The 26,734-nt window shown below is 62.1% G+C and carries 23 protein-coding genes and 1 pseudogene; 19 read left to right on the top strand and 5 right to left on the bottom strand.

Features of this window, described 5'->3' with window-relative positions:
* Positions 1 to 22 precede the first annotated feature (22 nt).
* Entirely contained in the window at positions 23 to 718 is a 696-nt protein-coding gene (locus tag NK8_RS11710; RefSeq protein WP_162066308.1) for a FadR/GntR family transcriptional regulator, read from the bottom strand.
* A 228-nt stretch (positions 719 to 946) separates the two neighbouring features.
* Here NK8_RS11710 and NK8_RS11705 point away from each other — a divergent pair, with 228 nt between their 5' ends.
* The 3 genes from NK8_RS11705 to NK8_RS11695 are packed head-to-tail and all read left to right on the top strand — an operon-like array spanning position 947 to position 3,815.
* Entirely contained in the window at positions 947 to 2,272 is a 1,326-nt protein-coding gene (locus tag NK8_RS11705) for a C4-dicarboxylate transporter DctA (RefSeq protein WP_162066307.1), read from the top strand.
* A gap of 26 nt (positions 2,273 to 2,298) precedes the next feature.
* Entirely contained in the window at positions 2,299 to 3,309 is a 1,011-nt protein-coding gene (alc, locus tag NK8_RS11700; RefSeq protein WP_213226442.1) for an allantoicase, read from the top strand.
* Positions 3,306 to 3,815 carry an ureidoglycolate lyase gene (locus NK8_RS11695; protein WP_213226441.1) on the top strand — a complete coding sequence of 170 codons (510 nt, stop codon included), beginning with the start codon at positions 3,306 to 3,308 and terminating at the stop codon, positions 3,813 to 3,815. Before alc ends, NK8_RS11695 begins: the two co-directional genes overlap by 4 nt.
* Before the next feature lie 135 nt (positions 3,816 to 3,950).
* Here the strand turns inward: NK8_RS11695 and fur are convergent, their stop codons facing one another.
* A complete protein-coding gene (gene fur / locus NK8_RS11690; RefSeq protein ID WP_035507641.1) occupies positions 3,951 to 4,379 on the bottom strand; it encodes a ferric iron uptake transcriptional regulator in 429 nt (142 codons plus the stop codon).
* Positions 4,380 to 4,554: 175 nt separating this feature from the next.
* On the opposite strand from fur, the gene NK8_RS11685 reads away from it, so the two are divergent.
* The 9 genes from NK8_RS11685 to NK8_RS11645 all read left to right on the top strand — a co-directional run bounded on the left by NK8_RS11685 (position 4,555) and on the right by NK8_RS11645 (position 13,723).
* Positions 4,555 to 5,355: an outer membrane protein assembly factor BamE gene (locus NK8_RS11685; RefSeq protein ID WP_213226440.1), complete on the top strand. Its 801-nt coding sequence runs from the start codon at positions 4,555 to 4,557 to the stop codon at positions 5,353 to 5,355.
* Positions 5,356 to 5,481: 126 nt separating this feature from the next.
* Positions 5,482 to 6,279: a 4-hydroxy-tetrahydrodipicolinate reductase gene (gene dapB / locus NK8_RS11680; protein ID WP_213226439.1), complete on the top strand. Its 798-nt coding sequence runs from the start codon at positions 5,482 to 5,484 to the stop codon at positions 6,277 to 6,279.
* Positions 6,280 to 6,291: 12 nt separating this feature from the next.
* The gene (locus tag NK8_RS11675; protein ID WP_213226438.1) at positions 6,292 to 6,957 is read left to right on the top strand and encodes a MotA/TolQ/ExbB proton channel family protein; all 666 of its coding nucleotides are present in this window, start codon (positions 6,292 to 6,294) and stop codon (positions 6,955 to 6,957) included.
* Positions 6,958 to 6,969: 12 nt separating this feature from the next.
* Positions 6,970 to 7,410: a biopolymer transporter ExbD gene (locus NK8_RS11670; protein ID WP_213226437.1), complete on the top strand. Its 441-nt coding sequence runs from the start codon at positions 6,970 to 6,972 to the stop codon at positions 7,408 to 7,410.
* Positions 7,411 to 7,603: 193 nt separating this feature from the next.
* Positions 7,604 to 10,198, top strand: coding sequence for a leucine--tRNA ligase (gene leuS / locus NK8_RS11665; protein WP_213226436.1), 2,595 nt, complete (start codon positions 7,604 to 7,606; stop codon positions 10,196 to 10,198).
* Positions 10,199 to 10,209: 11 nt separating this feature from the next.
* Entirely contained in the window at positions 10,210 to 10,791 is a 582-nt protein-coding gene (lptE, locus tag NK8_RS11660; protein ID WP_225936167.1) for an LPS assembly lipoprotein LptE, read from the top strand.
* A gap of 21 nt (positions 10,792 to 10,812) precedes the next feature.
* A complete protein-coding gene (gene holA, locus NK8_RS11655; RefSeq protein WP_213226434.1) occupies positions 10,813 to 11,904 on the top strand; it encodes a DNA polymerase III subunit delta in 1,092 nt (363 codons plus the stop codon).
* Positions 11,905 to 12,012: 108 nt separating this feature from the next.
* On the top strand, positions 12,013 to 13,284 hold the full coding sequence (locus NK8_RS11650; RefSeq protein ID WP_213226433.1) for a glutamate-5-semialdehyde dehydrogenase: 1,272 nt from the start codon (positions 12,013 to 12,015) through the stop codon (positions 13,282 to 13,284).
* Between the two features lie 22 nt (positions 13,285 to 13,306).
* Complete coding sequence (locus tag NK8_RS11645) at positions 13,307 to 13,723, top strand: CopD family protein (RefSeq protein ID WP_213226432.1); 417 nt, start codon at positions 13,307 to 13,309, stop codon at positions 13,721 to 13,723.
* Here the strand turns inward: NK8_RS11645 and NK8_RS11640 are convergent.
* Together NK8_RS11640 and NK8_RS11635 are read right to left on the bottom strand one after the other, a co-directional pair.
* Positions 13,710 to 15,575, bottom strand: coding sequence for a hypothetical protein (locus NK8_RS11640; protein WP_213226431.1), 1,866 nt, complete (start codon positions 15,573 to 15,575; stop codon positions 13,710 to 13,712). The two genes, NK8_RS11645 and NK8_RS11640, sit on opposite strands and share 14 nt — an antisense overlap.
* A gap of 84 nt (positions 15,576 to 15,659) precedes the next feature.
* Complete coding sequence (locus tag NK8_RS11635; protein WP_213226430.1) at positions 15,660 to 16,499, bottom strand: MurR/RpiR family transcriptional regulator; 840 nt, start codon at positions 16,497 to 16,499, stop codon at positions 15,660 to 15,662.
* Between the two features lie 300 nt (positions 16,500 to 16,799).
* Here NK8_RS11635 and edd point away from each other — a divergent pair, with 300 nt between their 5' ends.
* The 5 genes and pseudogenes from edd (at position 16,800) to NK8_RS11610 (ending at position 22,774) form a co-directional block, all read left to right on the top strand.
* Positions 16,800 to 18,749: a phosphogluconate dehydratase gene (gene edd, locus NK8_RS11630; protein WP_213226429.1), complete on the top strand. Its 1,950-nt coding sequence runs from the start codon at positions 16,800 to 16,802 to the stop codon at positions 18,747 to 18,749.
* 67 nt (positions 18,750 to 18,816) lie between these two features.
* Positions 18,817 to 19,449: a bifunctional 4-hydroxy-2-oxoglutarate aldolase/2-dehydro-3-deoxy-phosphogluconate aldolase gene (eda, locus tag NK8_RS11625; RefSeq protein ID WP_061177805.1), complete on the top strand. Its 633-nt coding sequence runs from the start codon at positions 18,817 to 18,819 to the stop codon at positions 19,447 to 19,449.
* Between the two features lie 554 nt (positions 19,450 to 20,003).
* Entirely contained in the window at positions 20,004 to 21,080 is a 1,077-nt protein-coding gene (locus tag NK8_RS11620) for a DUF2827 family protein (RefSeq protein WP_367657773.1), read from the top strand.
* A pseudogene (locus tag NK8_RS11615) lies at positions 21,077 to 22,228 on the top strand (DUF2827 domain-containing protein). Before NK8_RS11620 ends, NK8_RS11615 begins: the two are co-directional and overlap by 4 nt.
* 36 nt (positions 22,229 to 22,264) lie before the next feature.
* Complete coding sequence (locus NK8_RS11610) at positions 22,265 to 22,774, top strand: DUF2827 family protein (protein ID WP_367657772.1); 510 nt, start codon at positions 22,265 to 22,267, stop codon at positions 22,772 to 22,774.
* A 236-nt stretch (positions 22,775 to 23,010) separates the two neighbouring features.
* On the opposite strand, the gene NK8_RS11605 is transcribed toward NK8_RS11610, so the two are convergent.
* Positions 23,011 to 23,175, bottom strand: a complete 165-nt coding sequence (locus NK8_RS11605) for a hypothetical protein (RefSeq protein WP_213226428.1) — start codon at positions 23,173 to 23,175, stop codon at positions 23,011 to 23,013.
* 1,223 nt (positions 23,176 to 24,398) lie between these two features.
* Here NK8_RS11605 and NK8_RS11600 point away from each other — a divergent pair.
* Both NK8_RS11600 and NK8_RS11595 read left to right on the top strand, forming a co-directional pair.
* Positions 24,399 to 24,683: a YadA C-terminal domain-containing protein gene (locus NK8_RS11600; RefSeq protein WP_213226427.1), complete on the top strand. Its 285-nt coding sequence runs from the start codon at positions 24,399 to 24,401 to the stop codon at positions 24,681 to 24,683.
* Between the two features lie 683 nt (positions 24,684 to 25,366).
* On the top strand, positions 25,367 to 26,731 hold the full coding sequence (locus NK8_RS11595) for a GntP family permease (protein ID WP_213226426.1): 1,365 nt from the start codon (positions 25,367 to 25,369) through the stop codon (positions 26,729 to 26,731).
* The last annotated feature ends 3 nt before the right edge of the window (positions 26,732 to 26,734 follow it).

Below are 26,734 nucleotides of genomic sequence, written 5' to 3'. Positions count from 1 at the left end.
TCAAAAGAAGTGCCGCATGCGCTCACGCTTTGTTCGGCACCGGAAAATGCACGCCCGCGCGCTGCGCCGCATTGACGATGTGCCCTTCGATCGCGCGGCCGGCCTTCTCTCCGTCGCGCGCCTTCAGCGCCTCGATGATCATCGCGTGTTCGTGATACGTCGACAGCACCAGTTCGCGCCGATAGAACGGCAGGCGCTGGCTTTCCTTCATGATGTCGGCGCTGCCGCGCAGGATCGATTCGATCGCCGCGTTGCCCGCGAGACTCACGATACGCATATGGAACGCGAAATCCAGTTGCGCGGCTTCCTCGAGCGCCGATTCCGTCAACGCGACGTGCAGCGAACCGAGATTGTCGTCGAGCCAGTCGATGTCGGAATCGCCGATGGAATGCGCCGCGAGCCGTGCGACGAATCCCTCCAGCGCGAAACGCATCTGATAGGTATCCGGCAACGAAGCCTGATCCGCGAAACGCCACGGATGCGCGTTGCTCGCCTGCGCGTTGCTGACGTACACGCCCTTGCCGGGACGGATATGCAGCATACCGAGCGCTTCGAGTGTCGAGAGCGCCTCGCGCAGCGACGCCCGGCTGATCTCCAGTTCCTCCGATAGTTGCCGCTGCGCCGGCAGCAGGCTCCCGACCGGATACACGCTCGATTCGATACGTTCGCGAATGGTCGCGATCGCGGCGTCGGTCACGGTGTGCGGGACATTTTTCATAGGAAGAAAACAGTATTGGCCGGTCTGACCGCCATTGTATGCGCGTGCCGGGCGCCCGTGTGGGCGACCGTGCCGCGCGCATTTTCGTGCCCGAATCGAACAGGGTATACCGCTACGAATGCGTCCTTGACTGGGTTATATCGGCTTTCTAATATTCCACATCACAGCACTGGTCCGACCAGTCGGAACAGTTGCTCGGGTCCTGAGACATTACACGAGGAGACGGTCGTGTCGAGATTTCTGAATTCGCTGTTCGGCAGGGTGATGATCGCGCTGGTCATCGGCATCGTGGTGGGCGCGCTATTTCCGCAATTCGGCCAGTCGCTGCGGCCCTTGGGCGACGGCTTTCTGAAGCTGATCAAAATGGTGATCGGGCCGATCGTGTTCTGCGTTGTCGTGAGCGGCATGGCGAGCGCGGGCGATCTGAAGAAGGTCGGGCGCGTCGGGCTCAAGGCGGTCATCTACTTCGAGATCATGACGACGCTCGCGTTGGTCATCGGCGCGATTCTGGCGTGGGTCACGCGCCCGGGCGTCGGCATGAACATCGATCTGCATACGCTCAATGCGGCGTCGCTCTCCACCTACACGGAGCACGCGAAGAGCCTGAAGGACACGGCGGGCTTCCTGCTGAAGATCATCCCCGACACCGCGATCGATGCCTTCGCGAAGGGCGACATCCTGCAAGTGCTCGTGTTCGCCATCCTGTTCGGCGCGGCGCTCTCGATGCTCGGCGACAAGGCGCAGCGCGTGACGGTGTTCATCGACGAGTTGTCGAACGTGTTCTTCCGCATCATGGCGTTCATCATCAAGCTCGCGCCGCTCGGCGTGCTCGGCGCGATTGCGTTCACGACCGGCCAGTACGGCGTCGCGTCGCTCAAGCAACTGGGCTTGCTCGTGATGGTGTTCTACGCGAGTTGCTTCCTGTTCGTGTTCGTGGTGCTGGGCGTGGTCATGCGGCTCGCGGGCTTCTCGATCTTCAAGCTCGTGCGCTATCTGCGCGAAGAACTGTCGATCGTGCTCGGCACCGCGTCGTCCGATGCCGTGCTGCCGCAGATCATGCGCAAGCTCGAATGGATGGGCGTGAAGGATTCGACCGTCGGCCTCGTGATTCCGACCGGCTACTCGTTCAACCTCGACGGCTTCTCGATCTACCTTACGCTCGCCGTGATCTTCATCGCGCAGGCGACCAACACGCCGCTGTCGCTGCATGACCTGATCGTCGTCGTGCTCGTGTCGCTGGTGACGTCGAAGGGCGCACACGGTATTCCGGGCTCGGCCATCGTGATTCTCGCCGCGACGCTTTCCGCGATTCCCGCGATTCCCGTGCTCGGCCTCGTGCTGATCCTGCCGGTCGACTGGTTCGTCGGCATCGCGCGCGCCGTCACCAATCTGATCGGCAACTGCGTGGCGACGGTGATCGTCGCGGTGTGGGAGAACGACATCGACCGGGTGCGTGCGAAGCGCGTGCTCGACCAGGACGCCGAATACCGCTTCGTGCCTGCCGCGCCGGAACCCGCGCACACGCACGGTCATGAAAACGCACACGCAATCTGACTCACCGCAACCGAAGGAACACTGAAATGGCCAATCCGATTCTGCCCGACGACGCTCCTGCCTTCGCCCGCCGCTACATGAACCTCGCGGACCCGCGACTCGGCGCGCAGGCACTCTTCGCCACCGACGAATTCTTCGCGCCGAAAGATCGCATGCTGGAACCGCAGCCGGCGGTGTTCATCCCCGGCAAGTACGACGAACACGGCAAGTGGATGGACGGCTGGGAAACGCGCCGCAAGCGCACGACGGGCTACGATCACTGCATCGTCAAACTCGCGCGCGCCGGCGTGATTCACGGCATCGACATCGATACGAGTCACTTCACCGGCAACTTCCCGCCGGCGGCGTCGATCGACGCGTGCTACAGCGAGAGCGCGAATCCGCAGGACGATGGCGACTGGCGCGAAATCGTGCCGTCGACGACGCTGCAGGGTAATCATCATCACTATCTCGACATCGGCGATACGCGCGCTTACACGCATCTGCGCGTGAACATCTATCCCGATGGCGGCATCGCGCGCTTGCGTGTTTATGGCCAGCCGAAGACGGACTTTTCGCGCGTCGAACGCGGCACGCTGCTCGATCTCGCGGCGATCGAAAACGGCGCATATCTCGTCGCGGCGAACAATCAGCATTTCGGTCCCGCGTCGCAAATGCTGATGCCCGGGCGTGGCGTGAACATGGGCGACGGCTGGGAAACGCGTCGTCGGCGCGAGCCGGGCAACGACTGGGCGATCGTCGCGCTGGCGAATCCCGGCGTGATCCGCGCGATCGAAGTGGACACCGCGCACTTCAAGGGCAACTACCCGGACCGTTGTTCGCTGCAGGCGGCGCGCGTGGAAGGCGGCACGGATGAATCGCTCGTCACGCAGGCGATGTTCTGGCCCGTGCTGCTCGACGAGCAGAAGCTCTCGATGGACAGCGTGCATCGCTTCGAAAAGGAGATCGCCGCGCTCGGACCGGTGACGCACGTACGCTTCAATATCTACCCGGATGGCGGCGTGTCGCGGCTGCGCATCTTCGGTGAACTGGAATGAAGACGCTGACGCTGGAACCGCTGACGCGCGAAGCCTTCGCCCCGTTCGGCGACGTGATCGAACTCGACGGCGCGCGCCATTTTCCGATCAACGCGGGCACGACCGAGCGCTTTCACGATCTCGCAAATGTGGAGGTCGGTTTCGAGAGCGGCGGGCGGCCGCTCATCAACGTGTTTCGCGCCCAGCCGCGCCCGCAGCCGGTCGTGATCTCGATGATGGAGCGTCATCCGCTCGGCAGCCAGGCGTTCGTGCCGCTCGCGGACGTGCGCTATCTCGTGGTGGTCGCGCCCGCGGGCGAGTTCGATCCGGCGAAACTGCGCGCGTTCTTCGCGCGCGGCTGGCAAGGCGTGAACTATGCGCGCGGCGTGTGGCATCACCCGCTGATCGTGCTCGACCAAGCTGGCGATTTCATCGTCGTGGATCGCGGCGGCGATGCGCCGAATTGCGATGAGATCGATCTGCCGGAGCGTTACACGCTGGTCGAACACGAAGTACACGCCGCGTGACGTGCTAATCGAAATGCAACTGCGAATCGATCGCAGACGCAAATCACAAAGCGTACAGGCGAAACGAAACCGCCGTCCATCGCGAGATGGACGGCGGTTTTCATTTCCGGGCGCCGCGAAGCCGGCGCTCGAAACTCAATGCTTGCGGTGCGGGCAGTTTTCCTTCGTGCATGCGCCGTACAGCGCGAGCGCATGCTCGTGGAGCTTGAAGCCGCGATCCTTCGCGATCGATTGCTGACGGCGTTCGATCTCCGCATCGAAAAACTCTTCCACACGTCCGCAGTCGATGCACACCAGGTGATCGTGGTGCGATCCCTCGTTGAGCTCGAAGACGGCCTTGCCCGATTCGAAATTGCTACGCGACAACAGGCCGGCCTGCTCGAACTGCGTGAGCACGCGATACACCGTTGCGAGACCGATATCGAGCTCTTCGTTCAACAAGCTCCGATACACGTCTTCAGCGGTCAGATGGCGCACCGGACTATGCTGAAAAATTTCGAGGATTTTGAGGCGGGGCAGGGTCGCCTTGAGCCCGATATTTTTGAGATCGGCGGGATTGGTCATGGCTAGGCATCCCTAGAGTACAATTCAAGGTTCTCATAGTAATGCGTTTTTCCAATTCCCGACATCCCACGCGGATGCAAGGCGAATCGGATGAAAAGAGCGCGACCTCGGAGCGCCTCGCGTGAAAGGTGAAATGTTCGTCAAATCTTTATCGAATTGCAGGGAGAGCCGTCGCATGCGGGGAATCGTGATCGCAGCAACCTTGGCCGCATTGCTCGCCGGCTGCTCGGCGTATGACAGCGTCACGCAGAAGATCGCGCAAAGCATCACGCCGTATCGGATCACGGTCGTGCAAGGCAATTTCGTCTCGCAGGAAGCGGCGAATCAGATGCAGGTCGGCATGTCGCGCGATCAGGTGAAGCAGCTTCTGGGCACGCCGCTCCTGAGCGACATGTTCCACGCCGATCGCTGGGACTATGTGTTTTATTTCAAGCGCGGGTCGACGTCGATCGTGCAGCAGCGTGACTTCGTCGTGAACTTCGCGAGCGATCGCGTCGTGAGTTGGTCGGGCGGCGAGAACCTGCCGTCGAACCTCGAACTGCTCGCGGAAATCGATGGCGACAAGGGCATCAAGGTCGCGAAGCCCGTAGCGCCCGCGGCGGCATCGGCGGCGGTGGCGTCGACGGCGGCAGTGACCGCGCCGGTCGGCGAGCCGTCCACGCAGCCGAACACCGCGGCCGCGTTTGCAGGCGACGCCAATCAGGAAGCCGCGCAGGCCGCCAATCGCGCCACGGCGCAGGTCGACATGCCGACGGGCCGCACGCAGTCGTCGGTGCGCGCAAACGTGCCGCAGACGGCGGGCGGTGCGCCCGGCTCGAGCGGCCAGAGCGGCAGCAACTCGCAGATTCAACTGAAGCGCCGGCCGCAGACGATCAACATTCCGGACAGCAGCGCGGTCGGCCCGTCGGGCTCGTCGCCCACGCCGGCCAATGCGAGCGGTCAGGCGCAGTTCTATCTGCCGCAGCAAAGTCAGTAAGCAGTTCAGCCGTTTGCGGATGAGGCCGCGCCAGGCGTTTCGACCTGGCGCGGCCTCATCCGGCCAGCCCATCCGCATCATCCATCGCGCGTCGCGCGCGCGATTCAGATTCAATACGAGACTGCCATGAAGATCGCCATTGCCGGGGCATCGGGCCGCATGGGCCGGATGCTGATCGAAACCGTTCTCAACGATTCCGAAGCGCAGTTCGCAGGCGCGCTCGACCGGCCCGGCGTGCCGCAACTCGGGCAGGACGCGGGCGCGTTCCTCGGCAAGACCACGGGCGTGCTGCTGACCGACGACATCGAGCGCGTATTCGCCGATGCCGATTACCTGATCGACTTCACGCGCCCCGAAGGCACGATGACGCATCTCGAAGCCGCGCTGCGCCACGACGTGAAGATGATCATCGGCACGACTGGGTTCTCGGACGAGCAGAAGGCGCAACTGAAGCAGGCGGGCGAGAAGATCGGCGTGGTGTTCGCGCCGAACATGAGCGTCGGCGTGAACGTCACGATGAAGCTGCTCGAGTTCGCCGCGAAGCACTTCGCCACCGGCTACGACATCGAGATCATCGAGGCGCATCACCGTCACAAGGTTGACGCGCCGTCGGGCACCGCGCTCGGCATGGGCGAAGTGATCGCCAAGGCGCTCGGCCGCGATCTGAAGGACTGCGCCGTGTACGCGCGCGAAGGCGTGACGGGCGAGCGCGATCCGTCGACCATCGGCTTTTCTGCGATTCGCGGCGGCGATATCGTCGGCGATCACACGGTGCTCTTCGCGGGCATCGGAGAGCGCATCGAGATCACGCACAAGTCGGCGAGCCGTCTGTCCTATGCGCAAGGCGCGCTGCGCGCCGCGCATTTCCTGCAAGGACACGAAAAAGGCTTCTTCGACATGCAGGACGTACTCGGCCTGCGCTGATCGTTCTCGACGATGGCAGCGACTGGCGTCATTCACTATCTGCAATCCGGCGACGCCGTCACGCATGCGGTCGCGGGCGTGCTGCTCGCGATGTCGCTCGCGAGCTGGTGCTTCCTGCTCGTGAAGGCGTGGATTCTCGCGCACGCCAAATGGCAAGGACCACGCGCCTTGCAGCGCTTTTGGCAGGCAGAGAATCTGAAAGACGGCATCAGTGCGCTACGCAGCGCGGATCGCGAGCGCGTTTTCCTGCCGCTTGCCGAAGCCGCGTGGCACGCGTCCGAGACCGACATGCCCGGCGCGATGCTCGCGCGCGTCGAGCGCAGTGAACGGGTGTTGCGCGCGCTGCGCGAGGCCATGCTCCGTTCGCAACGCAGGCTCGAATTCGGCCAGGTTCTGCTCGCATCGGTGGGCAGCACGGCGCCGTTCGTCGGCCTGCTCGGCACCGTATGGGGCATCTATCACGCGCTCGGCAGCATCGCGTCGAGCGGGCAGGCGATGATCGAAAACGTCGCCGGGCCGGTGGGCGAGGCGCTCATCATGACGGCGTTCGGGCTGGTCGTCGCGATTCCCGCCGTGCTCGCGTACAACGTGCTCGGCCGCTACGTGCGGCAGATTTCCGAGGAACTCGACGGCTTCGCGCACGATCTGCACACGTTCGTCTGCGGCCCGGCCGAATAGGAGCGTGCGACGATGGCCTTCGGCGGACTCGACAAGAAGCCCAACGGCGCGCCCATGGCGGACATCAACATGACGCCGCTCATCGACGTCATGCTCGTGCTGCTCGTCATCTTCATCATCACCGCGCCGCTGTTCACGCACGCGATCCGGCTCGATCTGCCGAAAGTCGCGTCGCAACCGGCGCGCGAGACGCCGCAGACCATCACGCTGTCTATCGACGACGCCGGCAAGCTCTTCTGGAACGACACGCCCGTCAGCTTCGAGCAGATGCGCGCGCGCTTCGCCGATGCCGGCAAGGCGGCGCAAAAACCCGAGTTGCATTTGCGGGCGTCGAGCGCGACGCGCTATGAGGTCATCGCGCAGGTGATGGGCGCGGCGCAGCAGGCGGGGCTCGAGCGCATCGGCTTTGTCACGCAGCCAGCGCGGCCGCAGGCGCAAGCGCCCGCGCGATAAGCGCGCGAGTTGCCGCGCATCGAACGGTATAATCCCGTTTTCCCCGTTCGGCGGGCCTTGCGGAAGCCAGCAGGCCCGAAAATCCGACGCCGCGCCGTGTCAGCAATGCCGCAGCGCCTGGACTCGTCGCCCATATCGGTAGCGGCTGGTTCCAAAGTCCGTTCCCAGCATTTGCCGAAAGCCAAACCACACCATGCACGATAAATACGTACCCGCCGACGTCGAATCCGCCGCGCAGAGCAACTGGCGCGCGAACGACGTCTACCGGACGACCGAGACGTCGGCCAAGCCCAAGTTCTATTGCGTCTCGATGCTGCCGTATCCGTCGGGCAAGCTGCACATGGGGCACGTGCGCAACTACACCATCAACGACGTGATGTACCGCTATCTGCGCATGAACGGTCACAACACGCTGATGCCGATGGGCTGGGACGCGTTCGGCATGCCCGCCGAGAACGCGGCGATGGCGAACAACGTGCCGCCGGCGAAGTGGACGTACGACAACATCGCGTACATGAAGAAGCAGATGCAGTCGATGGGCCTCGCCATCGACTGGTCGCGCGAAGTCGCAACCTGCTCGCCCGAGTACTACAAGTGGAACCAGTGGCTGTTCCTGAAGATGCTGGAAAAGGGCATCGCGTACAAGAAGACCGGGACGGTGAACTGGGACCCGGTCGACCAGACCGTGCTCGCGAACGAGCAGGTCATCGACGGGCGCGGCTGGCGCTCGGGCGCGCTGGTCGAAAAGCGCGAAATCCCGATGTACTACCTGCGCATCACCGATTACGCGGATCAACTGCTCGACGATCTCGACGGCCTCGGCTGGCCCGAGCGCGTCAAGATCATGCAGCAGAACTGGATCGGCAAGAGCTTCGGCGTGAATTTCGGCTTCCCGTATGAAATCGACGGCGAAGCGAAGCTGCTGCGCGTGTTCACCACGCGCGCCGACACCATCATGGGCGTGACCTTCGCGGCGGTCGCGGCGGAGCATCCGCTCGCCACGCGCCTCGCGCGCGACAACGCCGAACTGCAGACCTTCATCGATGAATGCAAGCGCGGCGGCGTGGCGGAAGCCGATGTCGCCACGATGGAAAAGAAGGGCGTGCCGACCGGCTTCTTCGTCACGCATCCGCTGACGGGCGCGCAGGTCGAAGTGTGGATCGGCAATTACGTGCTGATGTCCTACGGCGAGGGCGCGGTGATGGGCGTGCCGTCGCACGACGAGCGCGATTTCGCGTTCGCGAAGAAGTACGGCTTGCCGATCAATCAGGTGATCGATGTCGCTGACAAGACCTATTCGACCGACGCATGGGAAGAGTGGTACGGCGACAAGACCGCGGGGCGCCTCATCAACAGCGGCAAGTACGACGGCATGAGCACCGAGGAAGCGATCGACGCGATCGCCGCCGATCTCAAGGCGAAGGACCTCGGCGACAAGCAGGTCACCTGGCGTCTGCGCGACTGGGGCATTTCGCGCCAGCGCTACTGGGGCACGCCGATCCCGATCATCCATTGCCCGAGCTGCGGCGACGTGCCGGTGCCGGAGAAGGATCTGCCCGTCGTGCTGCCGGAAGACCTCGTGCCGGACGGCTCGGGCAATCCGCTCGCCAAGTCCGAAGCGTTCCTGAACTGCGCGTGCCCGAAGTGCGGCGCGGCGGCGAAGCGCGAAACCGACACGATGGACACCTTCGTCGATTCGTCCTGGTACTTCTCGCGCTACAGCGCGCCGGACGCGAGCACGATGGTCGACGAACGCACCGATTACTGGATGCCGATGGATCAGTACATCGGCGGTATCGAGCACGCGATTCTGCACCTCTTGTACTCGCGTTTCTGGACCAAGGTCATGCGCGACATGGGCCTCATCAAGTTCGGCGAGCCGGCGAAGAACCTGCTCACGCAGGGCATGGTGCTGAACGAAACGTTCTATCGCGAGGACGCGGCCGGCAAGAAGACCTGGTACAACCCGCTCGACGTCACCGTCGCGCACGATGACAAAGGCCGTCCGAGCGGCGCCACGCTCAACGCGGACGGTCAGCCGGTCGTGCTCGGCGGTGTCGAGAAGATGTCGAAGTCGAAGAACAATGGCGTCGATCCGCAGACGCTGATCGACCAGTACGGCGCGGATACCGCGCGTCTGTTCGTGATGTTCGCGGCGCCGCCGGAGCAGTCGCTCGAATGGTCGGGCGCGGGCGTGGAAGGCGCGAGCCGATTCCTGCGCCGCGTGTGGCACTTCGCGCACGACAACGCCGACGCGCTGCGTCAGCACGCGAAGCTCGATGCCTCGACGCTCAACGACGCGGACAAAACGCTGCGACGCGAAATCTACACTGTGCTCAAGCAGGCCGATTTCGACTACGGCCGCCTGCAATACAACACGGTGGTTTCCGCCGCGATGAAGATGCTCAACGCGGTCGAAGGCGCGAAGAACGCGGGCGCCGGCGCGCTGAACGAAACCTTCGGCGTGCTCTTGCGCGTGTTGTATCCGGTCGTGCCGCACGTCACGTTCCAGTTGTGGTCTGAACTCGGCTACGAAAAGGAATTCGGCCCGCTGCTCGACGCGCCCTGGCCGAAGGTCGACGAAGCCGCGCTCGAGCAATCGGAGATCGAACTCGTGCTGCAGGTCAACGGCAAGGTGCGCGGCGCGCTGACGGTCGCGAAGGATGCATCGCGCGAAGCCATCGAAAAGGCCGCGGTTGCGCACGAGATGTTCGAGAAGTTCGCGGAAGGCCGCGCGCCCAAGAAGGTGATCGTGGTGCCGGGGCGCCTCGTCAACGTCGTCGTCTGATGCGTACAACCATGGGAGTCGATGTGACCGGGAAAGTCAGCACGAGCAGGCGCTCATTTCTTACGCTCCTCGGCGGCGCGGCGATGCTGTCCGCGTGCGGCTTCCAGTTGCGCGGCCAGCAGGACTACGCGTTCAAGCGGCTCGCGATCACGGGCGGCGTGCCGCAGATGGTCGCGCGCCTCGAGCGCATGGTGCAGGGCGGCAGCGACACGGTGATCGTCAAACCTTACGAGAAGCCGGACGCGACGCTCACTCTGTCGGAAGGTCAGGGATTGCGCACGCTGAGCCTGAATGCGCAGGGCGCCGTGCAGGAATACGAGCTCGTGTACAACGTGAACTATTCGCTGGCAGGCGCCGATGGCACGCTGCTGATTCCGCCGAGCGCGATCGTGCTGAACCGCTCGATGACCTACAGCGATCAATACACGCTCGCAAAAGGCCAGGAAGCGACGCTGCTATACAACGACATGCGCAACGACGCGGTCGATCAGCTGACGCGCCGTCTCGCAACGGTGCGCTCGCTGCATCCGGCGCCGGGCGAACAGACACCGGGCGTCGCGCCGCGCGCGCCGCTGCCGGTGCCGCCGCTCTGATCGGCCGCGCCCGTCAGCATCATGCAACTGAAGCTCGACGCGCTCGAAGCGCACCTCGCGAAAGGCCTGAAGGGTCTGTACGTCGTCTATGGCGATGAGCATCTGCTCGCGCAGGAAGCGTGCGACCGCATCCGGGCCGCTGCGCGTGCGGGCGGCTTCACGGACCGCACGGTGTTCACCGTCGAGCGTGGCTTCGACTGGAGCGCGCTCATCGGCGCGACGCAATCGATGTCGCTCTTCGGCGACCGTCAACTCATCGAACTGCGCATTCCCACCGGCAAGCCGGGCAAGGAAGGCGCGGAAGCGCTGAAGACGCTCGCCGACGCCGATAACCCGGATGTCGTGACGCTCGTCACACTGCCGCGCGTGGACGGCGCGACGCAGAAAGCGGGCTGGTTCACGGCGTTGAGCGGCGCGGGCGTCGCGCTGAAGATCGATCCGATCGAACGCGCGCAATTGCCGATGTGGGTCGGCCAGCGGCTCGCGCAGCAAGGTCAGCGCGTCGCGCCCGGCGAGGAAGGTCGGCGCGCGTTGTCGTTCATCGCGGAACGGGTGGAAGGCAATCTGCTCGCCGCGCATCAGGAAATTCAGAAACTCGGGCTGTTGTATCCCGAGGGCGTGCTCACGTTCGAGCAGATCCACGACGCGGTGCTGAACGTCGCGCGCTACGACGTGTTCAAGCTCAACGAGGCGATGCTGACGGGCGACGTCGGCCGTCTCGCACGCATGCTCGATGGCCTGAAGGGCGAAGGCGAAGCCGCCGTGCTCGTGCTGTGGGCGCTCGTCGAAGAGGTGCGTACGCTGTTGCGCATCAAGCGCGGCGTGGCTTCAGGCAAGCCGCTCGCCACGCTGTTGCGCGAGAACCGCGTCTGGGGGCCGCGCGAACGGCTGATCGGTCCGGCGCTCTCGCGCGTGACGGATGAAGCGCTGGAAAAGGCGCTGTCGCTCGCGGCGCGCCTCGACCGGCAGGTGAAGGGGCTCTCGGGCAGCACGGGCAAGCGCGGCAGCGAGCCGCCGCCGGACCCGTGGGCTGGCATGTTCGAACTGGCGATGGCCGTCGCGCACAGTGGCAAGCCGGCGCAGGCTGCGCCAGCGCCACGACCGCGTCGCTAGAACGCTTCTGTCACGCGCTGTTGCAATTCGTGCAACGGCTTAGAATGATGCATCGACGCTTCGGCCGTGAAGGCGGCTCAAGAAAGCGGATCACGGATGAGACCCACGATGAACATCGATCAATACATGACCGACCTCGGCCGCCGCGCACGTGCGGCGTCGCGCGCGATGGCGCGGGCGTCGACGGCGGCGAAGAATGCGGCGCTGCACGCGGTGGCGGACGCCATCGAACGCGAGCGCGAGGCGCTCAAGGAAGCCAACGGCCGTGACCTTGCGCGCGCGCGCGAAAAAGGCCACGACGCCGCGTTCATCGACCGCCTGACGCTCTCCGACAAGGCGCTCAACACGATGGTCGAAGGCTTGCGGCAGGTGGCCGCACTGGCCGATCCGATCGGCGAGATCAGCGGGCTCAAGTTCCGTCCGAGCGGCATTCAGGTCGGACAGATGCGCGTGCCGCTCGGCGTGATCGGCATCATCTACGAATCGCGGCCGAACGTGACCATCGACGCGGCCGCGCTGTGCCTCAAATCCGGCAACGCGACGATTCTGCGCGGCGGCTCCGAGGCGCTCGAATGCAATACGGCGCTCGCGAAGCTGATCGGCGTTGGGCTGGAAGCGGCCGGATTGCCGCAGGACGCGGTGCAGGTCGTCGAGACGGCGGACCGCGCGGCGGTGGGCAAGCTCATCACGATGACCGAGTTCGTCGACGTGATCGTGCCGCGCGGCGGCAAGAGCCTGATCGCGCGCCTGATGGAAGAATCGCGCGTGCCGATGATCAAGCACCTCGACGGCATCTGTCACGTCTATGTCGACGATCGCGCGGATCTCGCGAAGGCGTCGGTGATCTGCGACAACGCGAAGACGCATCGTTACGGCACCTGCAACACGATGGAAACGCTGCTCGTCGCGCGCGGCATCGCGCAGCAAGCGTTGCCGCAACTCGCGCGCGCGTTTCAGGCGAAGGAAGTCGAACTGCGCGTGGAAGCCGAAGCGCGCGCCGTGCTCGAAGCGGCGAAGATCGGCGGGCTCGTCGATGCGACCGAAGAAGACTGGAGCACGGAATATCTCGCACCGGTTCTCGCGATCAAGGTCGTCGCCGATCTGGACGAAGCGATCGAGCATATCAATCGCTACGGCTCGCATCACACCGATGCAATCTGCACGGAAGATCACGACCGCGCGATGCGTTTCCTGCGCGAAGTGGATTCGGCGAGCGTGATGGTCAACGCTTCGACGCGCTTCGCCGATGGCTTCGAATTCGGCCTCGGCGCGGAAATCGGCATTTCGAACGACAAGCTGCACGCGCGCGGCCCGGTCGGCCTGGAAGGGCTGACTTCGCTCAAGTACGTCGTGCTGGGGCGCGGCGAAGTGCGTCAATAAGCGCGAGTCGACAAGAACAACGATGCTCTGGATCAAATCGCTGCATATCGTGCTGGTGGCCTCGTGGTTCGCGGGGCTTTTTTATCTGCCGCGCATTTTCGTGAATCTCGCGATGGAAACCGATCCGGCGGCCACCGCGCGGCTGCTGCTGATGGCGCGCAAGCTGTTCCGGTTCATGACGTTCATCGCGGTGCCCGCGCTCGCGTGTGGGCTGTGGCTGTGGCTCGTCGTCGGGATCGGCGCGGGGCAGGGCTGGTTGCACGCGAAGCTGACCATCGTCGCGTTGATCATCGTGTATCACGCGTATTGCGGGCGCTTGCTTCACACGTTTCAACGCGGCGAGAACAGGCGCTCGGACAGGTGGTATCGGATGTTCAATGAACTTCCGGTTCTCGGGCTTCTCGGCGCGACCTTGCTCGTGGTGATCAAGCCGTTCTGAGGCGTTGCTCGTTGACCAGATCGAGCACCATTTCACCGAAGACTTCCGGACGCCCTTCGAAGAAGCGCTGCACTACGTTCTTTTCGAGCATGTAGCGGCGCAGCGATTCACGCTCGTCGTGATTGTTCGCGAGTCGCACCGCGGCTTCGATGTATTCCTCCGCGGTTTCCGCGACCATCCAGCCGGGCATATAGGCGCGCATGAACATCGCGCCGTCGATGCGCTCGAACACTTCCCGGCCAGTCTTGCAGATGCCCGGTAATCCGACCGTGAATGCGTCCACGATGCCGTTCGTGTTGCCGAAGGGGAACGGGCTCAGGAACATATCCATGTTGTTGAGATAGTTCACGTAGTCCATGTAGGACTGGTGGGGCAGGACCGTTCCGTTTTTCGTGACCATCGCCTGTCCGGCCACTTTCGACAGATGCAGCAGCGTGACCGTGTCGCCACCGCTCGTCAGAAAATGGAAGTGAACCGGAACCTTGCTGCGCGCGGAGACCTGGCGGCACGCATCCAAAAAGCTCGGCGAGAGCTTCATCAGGCTCGCGGCGATGCCGATATCTACCCGTCCTGCCGCCTTCTTCCTCCGGGGCGGGACCGCTTCCATAAACGTCGAAGGCCGATAAGGCTGGCCATCTTTGGGAAGTCTCAGAAGCGCTTCACTGAAACACGCCGGATCGCCGACGTAGTCGTCCTCGACGCTCACATAGTCGATGCACTCCGAGTGCGTGGTGGCGGGATGGCCGAGTCCTGCAATCTGCAGCGGCGCGAGGCGCATATTGGACACGCTGATCGACAACAAGGACATGCCAACACTCGGCATATAGAGAACGTCAGGGCTTTCCGTCTCCGCAAAGTCGCGAATTGTCTTGAGGACGGGCACAAATCCCTCGTGGTCAGGCAAATTGATCACTCGTGTGAAGACCTTGCGTCCGAGATCTCCGATAGTGTCGGCTGAACACATCGCCACGATGTCGAAGTGGGCGCGCGCAGCCGACAACGTGCGGGAATGGGTACGCATGATCGAATGGCCATCCACGAAGGCTTCAAGCACGACGAGCATGAGCGGTCGCGCTCGCCCGGCGCGTCGCGAGGTGGCGAGGTCTGGGATCAGATCAGACAGCCCGGCGTTCGCGAGCGTCCTGCGCACGAGCTTGTTAATGCTTCGTTTGATTTCGTGCCGGTGTTCGATTTCCGCATAGGTGCAATGCATGTAGAGCGCCAGCAATCCCTTAATCTCGATGTCCCGGAGATCGCTCTGTTCATCGAGCGTCCTGTCGAGCCAGCCGAGTAGCGCTTCTCGATTGCGGTGTGCATCGGCGCTGCCGGGAAGCATCTCACCGGCTGTCGCGATGGCCAGGTTGAGCGTGGGAATGGGGTCTGCACGCATGCACGCGGGATAGTCGAGTGGCAACTGCGATTCGGAGTTGCACAGAATGCTGAGCCTTTTTATCGCGTCGGGAAAAGGGAGTTGAACGGTCCCGTCTTCTGCGACGGCAGGAAGGAATCTGCGCGCGACATAATCCGCATTCTTGAGCGGGGCAGCGCCGAGCAAGTGCTGGATGAGCGAGCGACAGCCCGATAAGCGCGTGACTTGCGCCTCGGTGAACGTAAATTCGGTATTCCCGATAAGAGCGGTGATGGCCGCCGCCATGCGAGCGGCGAAGCGTTCGAGCGACGCCTCTCTGCTGGGTCGTGGCCACGCTCCGGAAGGCGCCATCAAAGTCAGCAGATCCGTGAATGGTTGCTCGCGGAGCAATGCATGGAGTTCGGAAAGCTGCGCGATGGCTTCATCCGGTTTCCCACTGTGGACGCACGATTCGAAACGCTCGACGGAAAAGGAACTGCTCATGTGTGATCCAGATAAACGAGCGGAAATAAGGACAGCATAGGCGATCGTTCACTCTTCATTCGAGGGCGACGCCGCCTCTGCCGCTTACGCTCCCACCCGCCGTCCTTCCAGCACGTCCTTCGCCTCAGCGAGCTTGTCCGCGAGCGCCGGCCCGCGCGCCAGCGCCAGACCAACCGCCAGAATGTCGCCGATCGCGAGATGTGACACGCGCGATGTCATCGGCGAAAAAATGTCGGTGTCTTCATCGACATTTGCGAACAATCCGACAGTCGCCAAGCGCGCGAGCGGCGAGTGGCCGTGCGTGATCGCGATGACCTTGGCGCCGCCATTCAACGCCGATCTGCACGCGTCGAGAATGTCCCGGGTGCGCCCGGTATTGGAGATCGCAACGACGACGTCGCCCGCGCCGAGTAGCGCGGCAGAAGTGGTGTACGTATGCGGATCGGAGTATGCGACAGACGGCACGCCCAATCGAAAAAATTTGTGCTGCATGTCGAGCGCGGCGATGCCCGATCCGCCCGCGCCGTAGAACTCGATGCGGCGCGCCTCGGCCAGGATCGCGATGGCCGCCGCGACGCTGTCCGACGAGAGCGTATTGCGCACGGCGATCAGCGCGCCGATGGTCCGGTCGAGCACCTTGGCCGCGACGCCCGCGGGCGGCTCGTCCGCGCGCACGTCGCGGTAAACGGTGGGAACGTCCGCTGCTATGTTCTGAGCGAGGCGAATCTTGAATTCCCGGAAGCCCGAAAAGCCGAGCGCCTGGCAAAACCGCGCGATGGTCGGCTGACTGACGCCGGCGCGCGCCGCGAAATCGGTCATCGACAGGTCGAGCACCTCGCGCGGCGCTTCGAGCACGTAGTCGGCCAGCTTGCGCTCGGACGGCCGCAGTTGCTCGCGCTTCGCTTCGACTTGAGACAGCAACATCGGAAATCTCGCCTATGCTGAAAATTGCTTGGGACTATAGCCGAACATCGAGAATGTACAAATACTACAGAATCAGTCTGCGCAATCTAAGGGAAATCCCGTAGACCGTTTCCCTGTAAGCGATTCTAATCATGCGGTTGCTTAAAATGTATGCAGGAATTCACGTTGTCACAATGTAGTTTTTCTACTAACATCGCGAAACACGGCAATATCGCACGACAACGAACCGAACGCCGTTCTCCGCAACATTCCACCCAACCTCGACGGCAGGCGCGCCGGGCGTAAGACGAAGGAGCTTCGATGGTTTCCCCGCATTCGCAACTCAAAAAAGTCACCGATCGCATCATCGAGCGCAGCAAGCCGACGCGTTCCGCATACCTGGCGCGCATCGATGCCGCCCACGGCAAGTTTCCGGCGCGCGGCGCGCTTTCGTGCGCGAATCTGGCGCACGGCTTCGCCGGACTCGAAGGCGAGGAAAAGATAGCGATCAAGGCGATTCGCGAGCCGAACATCGGCATCGTCTCGTCCTATAACGAGATGCTGTCCGCGCACGCGCCGTACAAGAACTTCCCCGACATCATCAAGCAGGCGGCGCGCGAGCACGGCGGCGTCGCGCAATTCGCGGGCGGCGTGCCAGCCATGTGCGATGGCATCACGCAAGGCAACGCCGGCATGGAACTGTCGCTCTTTTCGCGTGAAGTCATCGCGATGAGCACGGCCGTGGCGCTCACGCACAACATGTTCGACGCGGCCCTGTGCCTCGGTATTTGCGACAAGATCGTGCCGGGGCTGGCCATCGGCGCGTTGCAGTTCGGTCACCTGCCGACCATTTTCGTGCCCGCCGGCCCGATGACCAGCGGCTTGACCAATGACGACAAGGCCAAAGTGCGCCAGGAGTTCGCGACCGGAAAATGCGATCGGGGCGCGCTGCTCGAAGCGGAATCCGCGGCGTATCACGGACACGGCACCTGCACGTTCTATGGCACGGCGAACAGCAACCAGATGCTCATGGAAGTGATGGGCCTGCATTTGCCGAGCTCGGCGTTCGTGCATCCGCACACGCCCCTGCGCGACGCGCTCACGGCCGAGGCCGCGCGTCGTGTGCTCGATATCACGCTGGAACGCGGCAACTACACGCCGATCGGCCATGTGGTCGATGAGAAGGCGATCGTGAACGGCATCGTCGCGCTGCTGGCGACGGGCGGCTCGACCAACCATACGCTGCATCTCGTGGCGATCGCGCGGGCGGCGGGCATCATGATCGACTGGAACGATTTCGACGAGCTTTCGCAAGTGGTGCCGCTACTCGCGAAGATCTACCCGAACGGCAAGGCCGATGTGAACCACTTCCACGCGGCGGGCGGCGTCGCGTTCCTCGTACGCAATCTGCTCGAAGGCGGCTTGTTGCACGAAGATGTGCAGACGGTCGCGGGCAAGGGGCTTTCGCACTATACGAAGGAGCCGAAGCTCATCGACGGCAAACTGCAATGGGTCGACGGCGCACCCGAAAGCCACGACACCAAGGTGCTGCGCGGCATCGGCGAGCCGTTCCAGCCGGACGGCGGGCTGCGTCTCATGCAGGGCAAGCTCGGGCGCGGCGTCATCAAGATTTCGGCGGTTGCGGCGGAGCATCGCATGGTGAAGGCGCCGGCCATCGTGTTCAATTCGCAAGAGGAAGTGCAGGAAGCGTTCGACAAGGGCGAACTGAAGCGCGATTTCGTCGCCGTCGTGCGCTTCCAGGGCGCGCGCGCGAACGGCATGCCCGAACTGCATCGTTTGACGCCGCTGCTCGGCGTGCTGCAGGATCAGGGCTTCCATGTCGCACTGGTCACGGACGGGCGCATGTCGGGCGCGTCGGGCAAGGTGCCGGCGGTTATTCATGTGTCGCCTGAGGCGCTGCTGCAAGGACCGCTCGGCAAGGTCCGCACCGGCGACATGCTCGTGATCGACGCGCCCGCCGGCGTGCTCGACATCGAAATCGATGCGAACGAGTGGGCATCGCGGGAAGTACAAGCGCCGCTCTATCAGGCGGACAACGAAGCAGGATTCGGACGCGAACTGTTCGGCGTATTCCGTAGCGCGGCGCTGCCAGCGGAAGAGGGGGCGTCGGTGTTCGGCGCGCTCATCGGCGCGACGTCCGCGCACGACGGGGCGAACGGCGCGGCCGCCCCGCAAGATAAGAATCCGCTTCGCGATAACGCGCGCGCCGCGGCATCGGCGCTGAACAAGGCGCACGCCACGCAGCATTGAACATCGCAACGTCGAGCAACCGCGGACAGACCGAATGGCGCCGCATCAAAAACAGGAGTCGCATCAAATGAAATCGGTAAGCGAAATCGTGCGTCTGGGCCCGGTGATTCCGGTGCTGGCGTTCGAAACGGTCGAGCAAGGCGAACATGTGTCGCGCGCGCTGCATGCGGGCGGTGTGAAAGTGCTGGAAATCACGCTGCGCACGCCAGCGGGCATCGGCGCGATCGAGCGCGCGAGCCAGTTGGCCGACGATATCGTCGTCGGCGTGGGCACCATCACGAAGCCCGAGCATTGCGCGCAGGCGAAGAAGGCGGGCGCGCAGTTCGGCGTGTCGCCCGGTCTCACGAAGGACATGCACAAGGCCGCGCAGGACGCCGGCTTGCCGCTGCTGCCGGGCGTGATGACGCCCAGCGATATCATCGCCGCAATGGAATTGGGCTACGAAATCGTCAAGTTTTTCCCGGCGCAGCAGGCGGGCGGCATTCCGATGCTTCAGGCGTTCTACGGACCGTTCCCGAATCTGAAATTCTGTCCGACGGGCGGGATCACGGCTGAAACCGCAACCAACTTTCTCGCACAGCCGAATGTGGTGTGTGTCGGCGGTTCCTGGCTGACGCCGAAGGCCGCGCTTGCCGCGCAGAACTGGGAGGAAGTCACGCGTCTTGCACGCGCTGCGAGCGAACTGGCGCCGCACCAGTAAGCTTTTTGTTGTTTCAGAAAGCGCGTCCTGACTGTGTGAGCGGTCGGACGCGCTTTTTCGCTTTCAGTCCCGCGCATCTGCTCTGCTGCCGCTTCTGCTTGGCCTGCCATTCTTTCGCTTAGTGAATCAGACTAATTCGAATTTCAAAAATCACGGCGATTAAGGCGACTTGAGCTTCAATTAAGACTCAGATAAGCCTGTTCTCATTTATTCGCGCATTACTGGGAATTTCGACGCTTCTTCTATATATTTAGGCTTCAGAAGTTTCCCGATATATTAAGACGCGGAAGCGCTTCAATTAGGAATTTTCAACGCGTTTTGCGCGAAAACTCCTTACTTCCGCTGCTGCTGCATGAGTCCAGCAACGCCACGCCGCCCGCTGCTTTTATTCCTTGCGGGTCGCCGCGATCAAGTTACCGCGGAACATCTTTTCCCAAAAGCGTAGTCTCGTCATTTTTAGGATGCCAATCCGATGACCATTCGAGTCGGAATTTCAGTCGTCACGCATCAAGGCCAAAACATCTGGCAAAACGGCCTGGGCCAGAACGATCTTTTTGGCGGAAGCGCTTCAGAGGCTTCCATTCGTCGAGAGCGTTTCGCTGATCGACGTAGGCGAGCAGAACGCATTGCCGCCGCAAGTCGACGCCGCGTTGAAGGGTTTGCGCATCATGCGCATTCCGGATGCGACCGATGCCGTCGACGTCATCTTCGAAATGGGCGGTGCGCTCGACACGCAATGGCTCGACCTCATGCGCGCACGTGGCAAGAAAGTCGCCTACTACGGTTGCGGCCAGCCTTATGTTGGGCTCGTCGAGTCGCCGGTCTTCGACAAGCCCGTTCATGTGATGCGTCCCGACCGTTACGACCAGGTCTGGCTGATGTCGAAGGACCGTCTGTCCGTCCCGATGATGCGCACGCTGCATCGCTGCCCGGTTCATCTCATTCCGTTCATCTGGCATCCGCAGTTCGTCCAACAGCGCATCGCGGAAGTGGAAGAACACGGCCTGCGCTACGGCTATGAGCGCCGCGCGAACGCGTCGGCTCAGCCGGCCATCCAGCCGCAAGGTTTCCGCGTTGCAATGTTCGAGCCGAATATTTCGGTCGTGAAAACGTCGAGCATTCCGGTGCTCGTCTGTAAGGAAGCGTATCGCGCGGATCGTTCGAGCGTATCGGCCATGCATGTGCTCAATTCAATGCACATGAAGGATCACCCGACGCTCATGTACATGGCGAACTCGCTGGATATCGTGAAGGATTCCAAGTCGACGTTCCATGGCCGTGACGACATCGCCGGCTTCATGGCGCAATACGCGGATGCCGTGGTGTCGCATCAATGGGGCAACGATCAGAATTATCTGTATCTCGATGTGCTCTACGGCAGTTATCCGCTGATTCACAACTCGCCGTGGCTCAAGGACACGGGCTACTATTTCCCGGGCTTCGACGCGCAAGAGGGCGGACGCCAACTGCTGCGCGCCTTCCGTGAACACGACAGCAATCTCGATGCATACCGCGCAAGTGCGCAGCGCGTCATCGACGCGGTGAATCCTTTCAATCAAGCAAAGCTGGATGCCTTCGCAGACCGGTTGATCAACCTTTGCCAGGGAAGCAAGCTCGAGGTAGGCGTATGAACATGCAAAGCAAATCCCGCATGCCGGAGCGGATCAATGTCGGCGTTTCCATCTACATCCGCAAGGGCGAGCAATCGCTTTGGGAAAACGGCATTTTTCAGAATTGTCTTTATCTCGTGATGTTGTTGATGCGCTCGCCGCGCGTGAAGTCGACCTATCTGGTGACGGGCGGCGGCGACGGCGGTCCCGAGGACGCCAAGCGCTTTCTTTCGGATTCGCCGGTGCCGCTCCATCGACATGGAAACGGCCCAGACGAAACTCGACGTCATGATCGAAATGCGCGCGCAGCTCAACAAAGAGTGGTCGGTGAAGTTCCGTGAGCGTGGCGGCAAGATCATTACGATGCGCGTGGGCAACGACTACGTCATCGACATCGAACGCATGGTGTTCAACCTTCAGCACGCGCTGCTCGTTTCGGGCGCGCCTTACGATGAAGTCTGGACGCTGCCGGAATACGAAGTCAGCTGCAAGCCGTATTTCGAAACGCTGTTCCGCGCGCCGGTCAAGCTCATGCCGCATCTGTGGAGTCCGGTCGTGCTCGACCGCGAAGCCGCGAAGGTGCCGAACGGTCAGAAATTTGGCTATCAGCCGGGCCGTCGCCGCTGGCGCGTGGGCATTTTCGAGCCGAACGTCTGCATGGTGAAGACGAGCTACATCCCGATGCTCGCCTGCGACGTGGCGCATCGCGAAAATCCGGACATGCTCGAGCGCGTGTGGGCATACAACACGTTCAAGCTGATGGACCACTCGGCTTTCGTCGGTTTCGCGCAGAGCCTCGATTACGTGAAGCACGGACTCGGTTCGTTCGAAGGTCGGTTTCCGTTCGCGCAGATTGTTACGATCTCGGTGGACGCAGTGGTCAGTCACCAGTGGGAAAACGCGCAGAACTACGTGTATTACGAGGCGCTGTACGGTGCGTATCCGTTGATTCACAACTCGCATCTGATCGACGATTGCGGCTACCGCTATCACGATCTCGACTGCGAGGAGGGCGGCCGGGCGTTGCGCGCGCGTTCGAAGTGCATGACGAGAATCTCGACAGCTACCGCGCGACGGCCAAGTCGTTCCTGCGCAAGCTCGATCCGGAGAGCGAGAAGAACGTACGCATCTACACGGAAGCGCTCGAAGCGGTCTACGCGAAGGCATGACGATGAAGTTCAGGAAATGAGCATTGGCGCAATGGAGTGACGGGCAATGGAGAAGCTGCGTATTGGATCACGATCGGTCTACATCACGAGGTCGAGACGCTCTGGAACAACGGCATCAAGCAAAACGCCGTTTTTTTGGCGGAAGCGCTCAAGAATTGCCCGAATGTGGAAAGCGTGGTGCTCGTCAAGACGACGTACATTCCGATCACTGACAAGTTGCCCTGGGATCTGGAGCGCTGGCCGACGGTCACGTTCGATCACGCAAAGGACAACGTCGACGTGTTGATCGAACTCGGCGGCCAGTTCGACCCGATGGCGACGGACTATCTGAAGCGGCGTGGCGCCCGGCTCGTGTCCTACTGCTGCGGTTTCGAGATGGTGCACGCGATGGAGTCGATTCTCTTCAACAAGCCGAGCTTCGGGGAGCACCTTTTCGTCAACCAGCGATATGACGATTTCTGGATGATTCCGCAAGTGGCCAACATCAGCAGCCTATTTCGAAGTGCTGCTGCGGCAGCCATCTCACGCATCTCTCGTGTTCTGTGATGGCTTGCTAGAGGATAGTCCGACGCGATCAGAGATTCGTTTTCCGGGTCTGTCGCAAATGACTCAATCGGAGCGGACAGCCAGGCGGCTAGTAGGCACGGCGGCACAACAGCTGTTTTCGATCGCGGCAGTGACGTAGCCGTCGTCTTCGCCGATCAGCAGCCAGATGCCGACCCTCGAAGCAACGAGGCAGAGGATCACGCCATGCGTAAGGTAAAGCGGGAATGACAGGTGTCCTACAGGCACGAAACGCTGGCGCTCATTGCCCGCGTGACCGCGGCGCTGACGGCGACGGCAGCGACGAGGATCGTTCCAAGAAAGGAGATCACGGTTGAACTCGCATAAAGCTGTCGCTCTTTAGCGGAGACGAACCATACTCCGGCGATCGCGATCGCCAGCAACAGTGACGTTCCGGTTTGCCTGAACTTCTCGAGTGCAGCTCATCATGGAACTCGGCGAGCACCATGCCAGCTACAAATGCAGACAGTGGTGAATCGAAGTAGGCAAAGGCGGCCCATGATGCGACGTATGCTGCCATCTTGTGTGACTGTTGCCGAATACAGCAAGTCCGCCAAGCACGAGGGCGCTCCCCGCCATTTCGACGCTCATTGTCCAGAGCACCGGACTATACGTGGTGGCTGGTGTTGTAATTGAAAAACACACCCCATGTGCCAAACCGGAGCGCATCGAGGAATGATGCTTGGAACTGGTAAGCGTTAGCCGGTCAGCTAGTATGGCCCGTCATGCCGCAGGGCGCGGCGCTTCATTGAGTCTCAATCGCATCATCGCGTAGTCAAGGGGGATGCGGCGAGAACCGGAATCACCAGCCTCGGATAGCGACGGACAGCGAGTGACGCGACGCCGCGCTTCGACCCGCCTCGTACGTAGGCGATCGAGATCGAGAACCCGGAGACGACGAAGAACACATAGACCGCCAGCGCACCGTACGTCGGCGGCATTAGCCAACGGAGCGCGCTCTGTTGTTCGGCGGTTAGCACGAACGGAGGTAGCAAGTGTTAGAGGACCACCAATAGCGACGCCCATCCTCTAGTTCCGTCGAGAAAGGCTGGCTTCGTGGCTCGCTCACATGCTCGACGCTCTTAACGACGTATCTGTGGTTTCGTAGCGTCGTACGCAGCAGACAGCCCAAGTGCGCATGCGAACACGAGGAGGAGAATAGGGGACAACATTATAAGCCCCAGCATTTTTGCGAGCCGGATCATCCAGACCTCGTTTCCCAATATCGTAAAAAGTGAGCGGATTTTAACATTCGCAGCCGTTGTGCCCGCTTCGCGACGCGGAATTGGCGCGGCGGCGCCCCGAACGGATTCACGGCGTGGAAGGAGGCCGAGCAGGGCGAGCCGTTGCGCGCTCGCGCCGCGTCCAAGACGCGCCGCGCTGAAGCACTCTATATGAAGAAAGCCGACGAATCGCAGACCTTTCCGATGAGCCGATAGCTAACACCGTCAGCGGCAGGTAGTATTGCCCAGCTATAGCGAAAAGATGCAACTGCGATGGATTGTTGAAACCGGTTTTACGAGAAACGCCTTTTGGAGAGCATATATCACCGAAAGGTGGCATAAGTAGATCGAATAAGATCTGGCGCCTATCCAGTGGAGAATTGTTGTCAACGTACACGGATAGTGTGATAGGCGGATTGCAGCGCAAAATCTCGCACGTAGGCCGTACGGCCTATTCGGGTATTGCCGCCGCGGCGATGGCGATGATCCCGAACATCGACCAGGACAAGACGATGTCGATCGATATGGGCGGTGCGTCGTACCAGGGCTATGCGGCTGCCGCCGTTGCTCTGAACTTGCGCGTTACTAAGAATTTGGTGATGAAGGCAGGCGTTGGTACGAGCCGTAACGGAACTGTGTACGGAGCGAACGCTTCCTATCGTTGGTAACAGGAAAGCAGGGCTGCGCCCTGTTGCGTCCGAGCGATCGAGAATCTTTCGATCGCTCGGACGGATCGCTCACGTTCGCACTGAGTTCGTTCGAATTCACTATGTCAAGACTCCTCATTGCTGTTCTCACGACTATCGGCCTCGTTTCTCCTTGTACGACAGACACGGGTTTTGACCGGCACGACGCGCAAGCTCAATCTCCCGAATCAGGGTGATGCCTATCGGGTCACGTGCTCCGGTCTATTCGAGTCGCAAGACACGTGTCTGTCACGAGCGGCCCATATCTGCAAGGATCGGCAGGTCGTGGCGGTTCAGCCGGTCGATGCACCTCCTCAAACCCGCCCGGCGGTAGCAGTGCGCGCGAACCGAACTTCGCGTGTGCTGCAGGCTCGGTGCCGCCTAAGCCAGCGGGTTGAAAGATCGGTGCACCTCGTGTCAAAACCGACGTTCAAGCGAGCGTCGGTTTTTTTTGTTTATTGCCCAACCCTTTCGCAACAGACAAAACTGCGCACGAACCCACCAATCCGGCGTCACGGGCGATTTCCCCGCCATTCGCCTCGCTTACAAGTAAAATTCCATGACCCAGCGCAGTGCGCGCGCTTGCCGGGCGCTGCCGCCATGTGCATCGCAAGGACGGCAAACGCACGCATAGCGAAAAACCCAACAAAATCAAAGGAGGCGTTATGCCAGCCGTCCACGGGAGCATGCTGCTGCTCTACGCGGTGATCGCGATCGCGGTTCTGATCCTGATGATCGCCCGCTACAAGGTTTACCCGTTCCTCGTCCTCATGATCGTGTCCGTGTTGCTCGCCCTTGCGGTCGGCATGCCGATGGACAAAATCGTGAAGTCGTTCGAAACCGGCAACGGCAACACGCTCGGCCACATTGCGGTCGTGGTCGGTCTCGGCACGATGCTCGGCAAGATGATGGCCGAATCGGGCGGCGCCGAGCGCATCGCCAATACGCTGATCCATCTGTTCGGCGAGAAGAACATTCACTGGGCGATGATGGTCGTCGCGATCATCGTCGGCTTGCCGGTGTTTTTCGAAGTCGGCTTCGTGCTGCTGATTCCGATCGCGTTCAACGTCGCGAAACGCACCGGCAAATCGCTGCTGCTCATCGGCCTGCCGATGGTCGCCGGCCTGTCGGTCGTACACGGCCTGATTCCGCCGCACCCGGCCGCGTTGCTCGCGGTGCAGCAGTATCACGCGGATATCGGCAAGACGATCGCCTACGGCCTGATCGTCGGCGTGCCGACCGCGATCGTCGCGGGCCCGCTCTTTGCGCTGCTGATCCACAAATACATCAAGCTGCCGGACGCCAACGCGCTCGCTGACCAGTTCACGGAAAAGCACGGCGACACGGAAAAGAAGCGCGACCTGCCGAGCTTCGGCATCACGCTCTTCACCATTCTGCTGCCGGTCATTCTGATGCTGGTTGGAAGCTGGGCGGATCTGGTCTTCACGCCGAAGACGCTGCCGAACGATTTGCTGCGCTTCATCGGCCAATCGGATATGGCGCTGCTGATCGCCGTGCTGGTCAGTTTCTGGACCTTCGGCGCGAAGCGTGGCTTCAACCGCGAACAGATCCAGAAGTTCTGCGGCGAGTGCCTCGCGCCGATCGCAGGCATCACGCTGATCGTGGGCGCGGGCGGCGGCTTCGGCCAGGTTCTGCGCGACAGCGGCATCTCGCAGCAGATCGTCGCCACCGCTTCGCAGGCGAATCTGTCGCCGCTGTTGCTCGGCTGGTTCGTCGCCGCGCTGATTCGTCTGGCGACCGGCTCTGCCACAGTCGCGATGACGACCGCGTGCGGCATCGTCGCGCCGATCGCGGCCGCGGCGGGCGGCCATACGAGCCCGGAATTGCTGGTGCTCGCCACCGGCTCCGGCTCGCTGATCTTTTCGCATGTGAACGATGGCGGCTTCTGGCTGATCAAAGAGTATTTCGGGATGACCGTCGGACAGACCTTCAAGACCTGGTCGTTGCTTGAAACCCTCATTTCCCTGATGGGACTCGGCTTGACTTTCGTGCTCGCGGCGTTCGTGTAAGGA

The organism is Caballeronia sp. NK8 (assembly GCF_018408855.1).
Lineage (GTDB): Bacteria > Pseudomonadota > Gammaproteobacteria > Burkholderiales > Burkholderiaceae > Caballeronia.
Note: the sequence above shows the minus strand (reverse complement) of the source record. Positions and strands in the feature narration are given on the sequence as shown.

Bases quoted from the DNA above. Each gene is read 5' to 3' on its own strand.
- NK8_RS11710 (WP_162066308.1), bottom strand. From the start codon at position 718: ATGAAAAATGTCCCGCACACCGTGACCGACGCCGCGATCGCGACCATT.
- alc (WP_213226442.1), top strand. From the start codon at position 2,299: ATGGCCAATCCGATTCTGCCCGACGACGCTCCTGCCTTCGCCCGCCGC.
- NK8_RS11695 (WP_213226441.1), top strand. From the start codon at position 3,306: ATGAAGACGCTGACGCTGGAACCGCTGACGCGCGAAGCCTTCGCCCCG.
- fur (WP_035507641.1), bottom strand. From the start codon at position 4,379: ATGACCAATCCCGCCGATCTCAAAAATATCGGGCTCAAGGCGACCCTG.
- NK8_RS11685 (WP_213226440.1), top strand. From the start codon at position 4,555: ATGCGGGGAATCGTGATCGCAGCAACCTTGGCCGCATTGCTCGCCGGC.
- dapB (WP_213226439.1), top strand. From the start codon at position 5,482: ATGAAGATCGCCATTGCCGGGGCATCGGGCCGCATGGGCCGGATGCTG.
- NK8_RS11675 (WP_213226438.1), top strand. From the start codon at position 6,292: ATGGCAGCGACTGGCGTCATTCACTATCTGCAATCCGGCGACGCCGTC.
- NK8_RS11670 (WP_213226437.1), top strand. From the start codon at position 6,970: ATGGCCTTCGGCGGACTCGACAAGAAGCCCAACGGCGCGCCCATGGCG.
- leuS (WP_213226436.1), top strand. From the start codon at position 7,604: ATGCACGATAAATACGTACCCGCCGACGTCGAATCCGCCGCGCAGAGC.
- lptE (WP_225936167.1), top strand. From the start codon at position 10,210: ATGGGAGTCGATGTGACCGGGAAAGTCAGCACGAGCAGGCGCTCATTT.
- holA (WP_213226434.1), top strand. From the start codon at position 10,813: ATGCAACTGAAGCTCGACGCGCTCGAAGCGCACCTCGCGAAAGGCCTG.
- NK8_RS11650 (WP_213226433.1), top strand. From the start codon at position 12,013: ATGAACATCGATCAATACATGACCGACCTCGGCCGCCGCGCACGTGCG.
- NK8_RS11645 (WP_213226432.1), top strand. From the start codon at position 13,307: ATGCTCTGGATCAAATCGCTGCATATCGTGCTGGTGGCCTCGTGGTTC.
- NK8_RS11640 (WP_213226431.1), bottom strand. From the start codon at position 15,575: ATGAGCAGTTCCTTTTCCGTCGAGCGTTTCGAATCGTGCGTCCACAGT.
- NK8_RS11635 (WP_213226430.1), bottom strand. From the start codon at position 16,499: ATGTTGCTGTCTCAAGTCGAAGCGAAGCGCGAGCAACTGCGGCCGTCC.
- edd (WP_213226429.1), top strand. From the start codon at position 16,800: ATGGTTTCCCCGCATTCGCAACTCAAAAAAGTCACCGATCGCATCATC.
- eda (WP_061177805.1), top strand. From the start codon at position 18,817: ATGAAATCGGTAAGCGAAATCGTGCGTCTGGGCCCGGTGATTCCGGTG.
- NK8_RS11595 (WP_213226426.1), top strand. From the start codon at position 25,367: ATGCCAGCCGTCCACGGGAGCATGCTGCTGCTCTACGCGGTGATCGCG.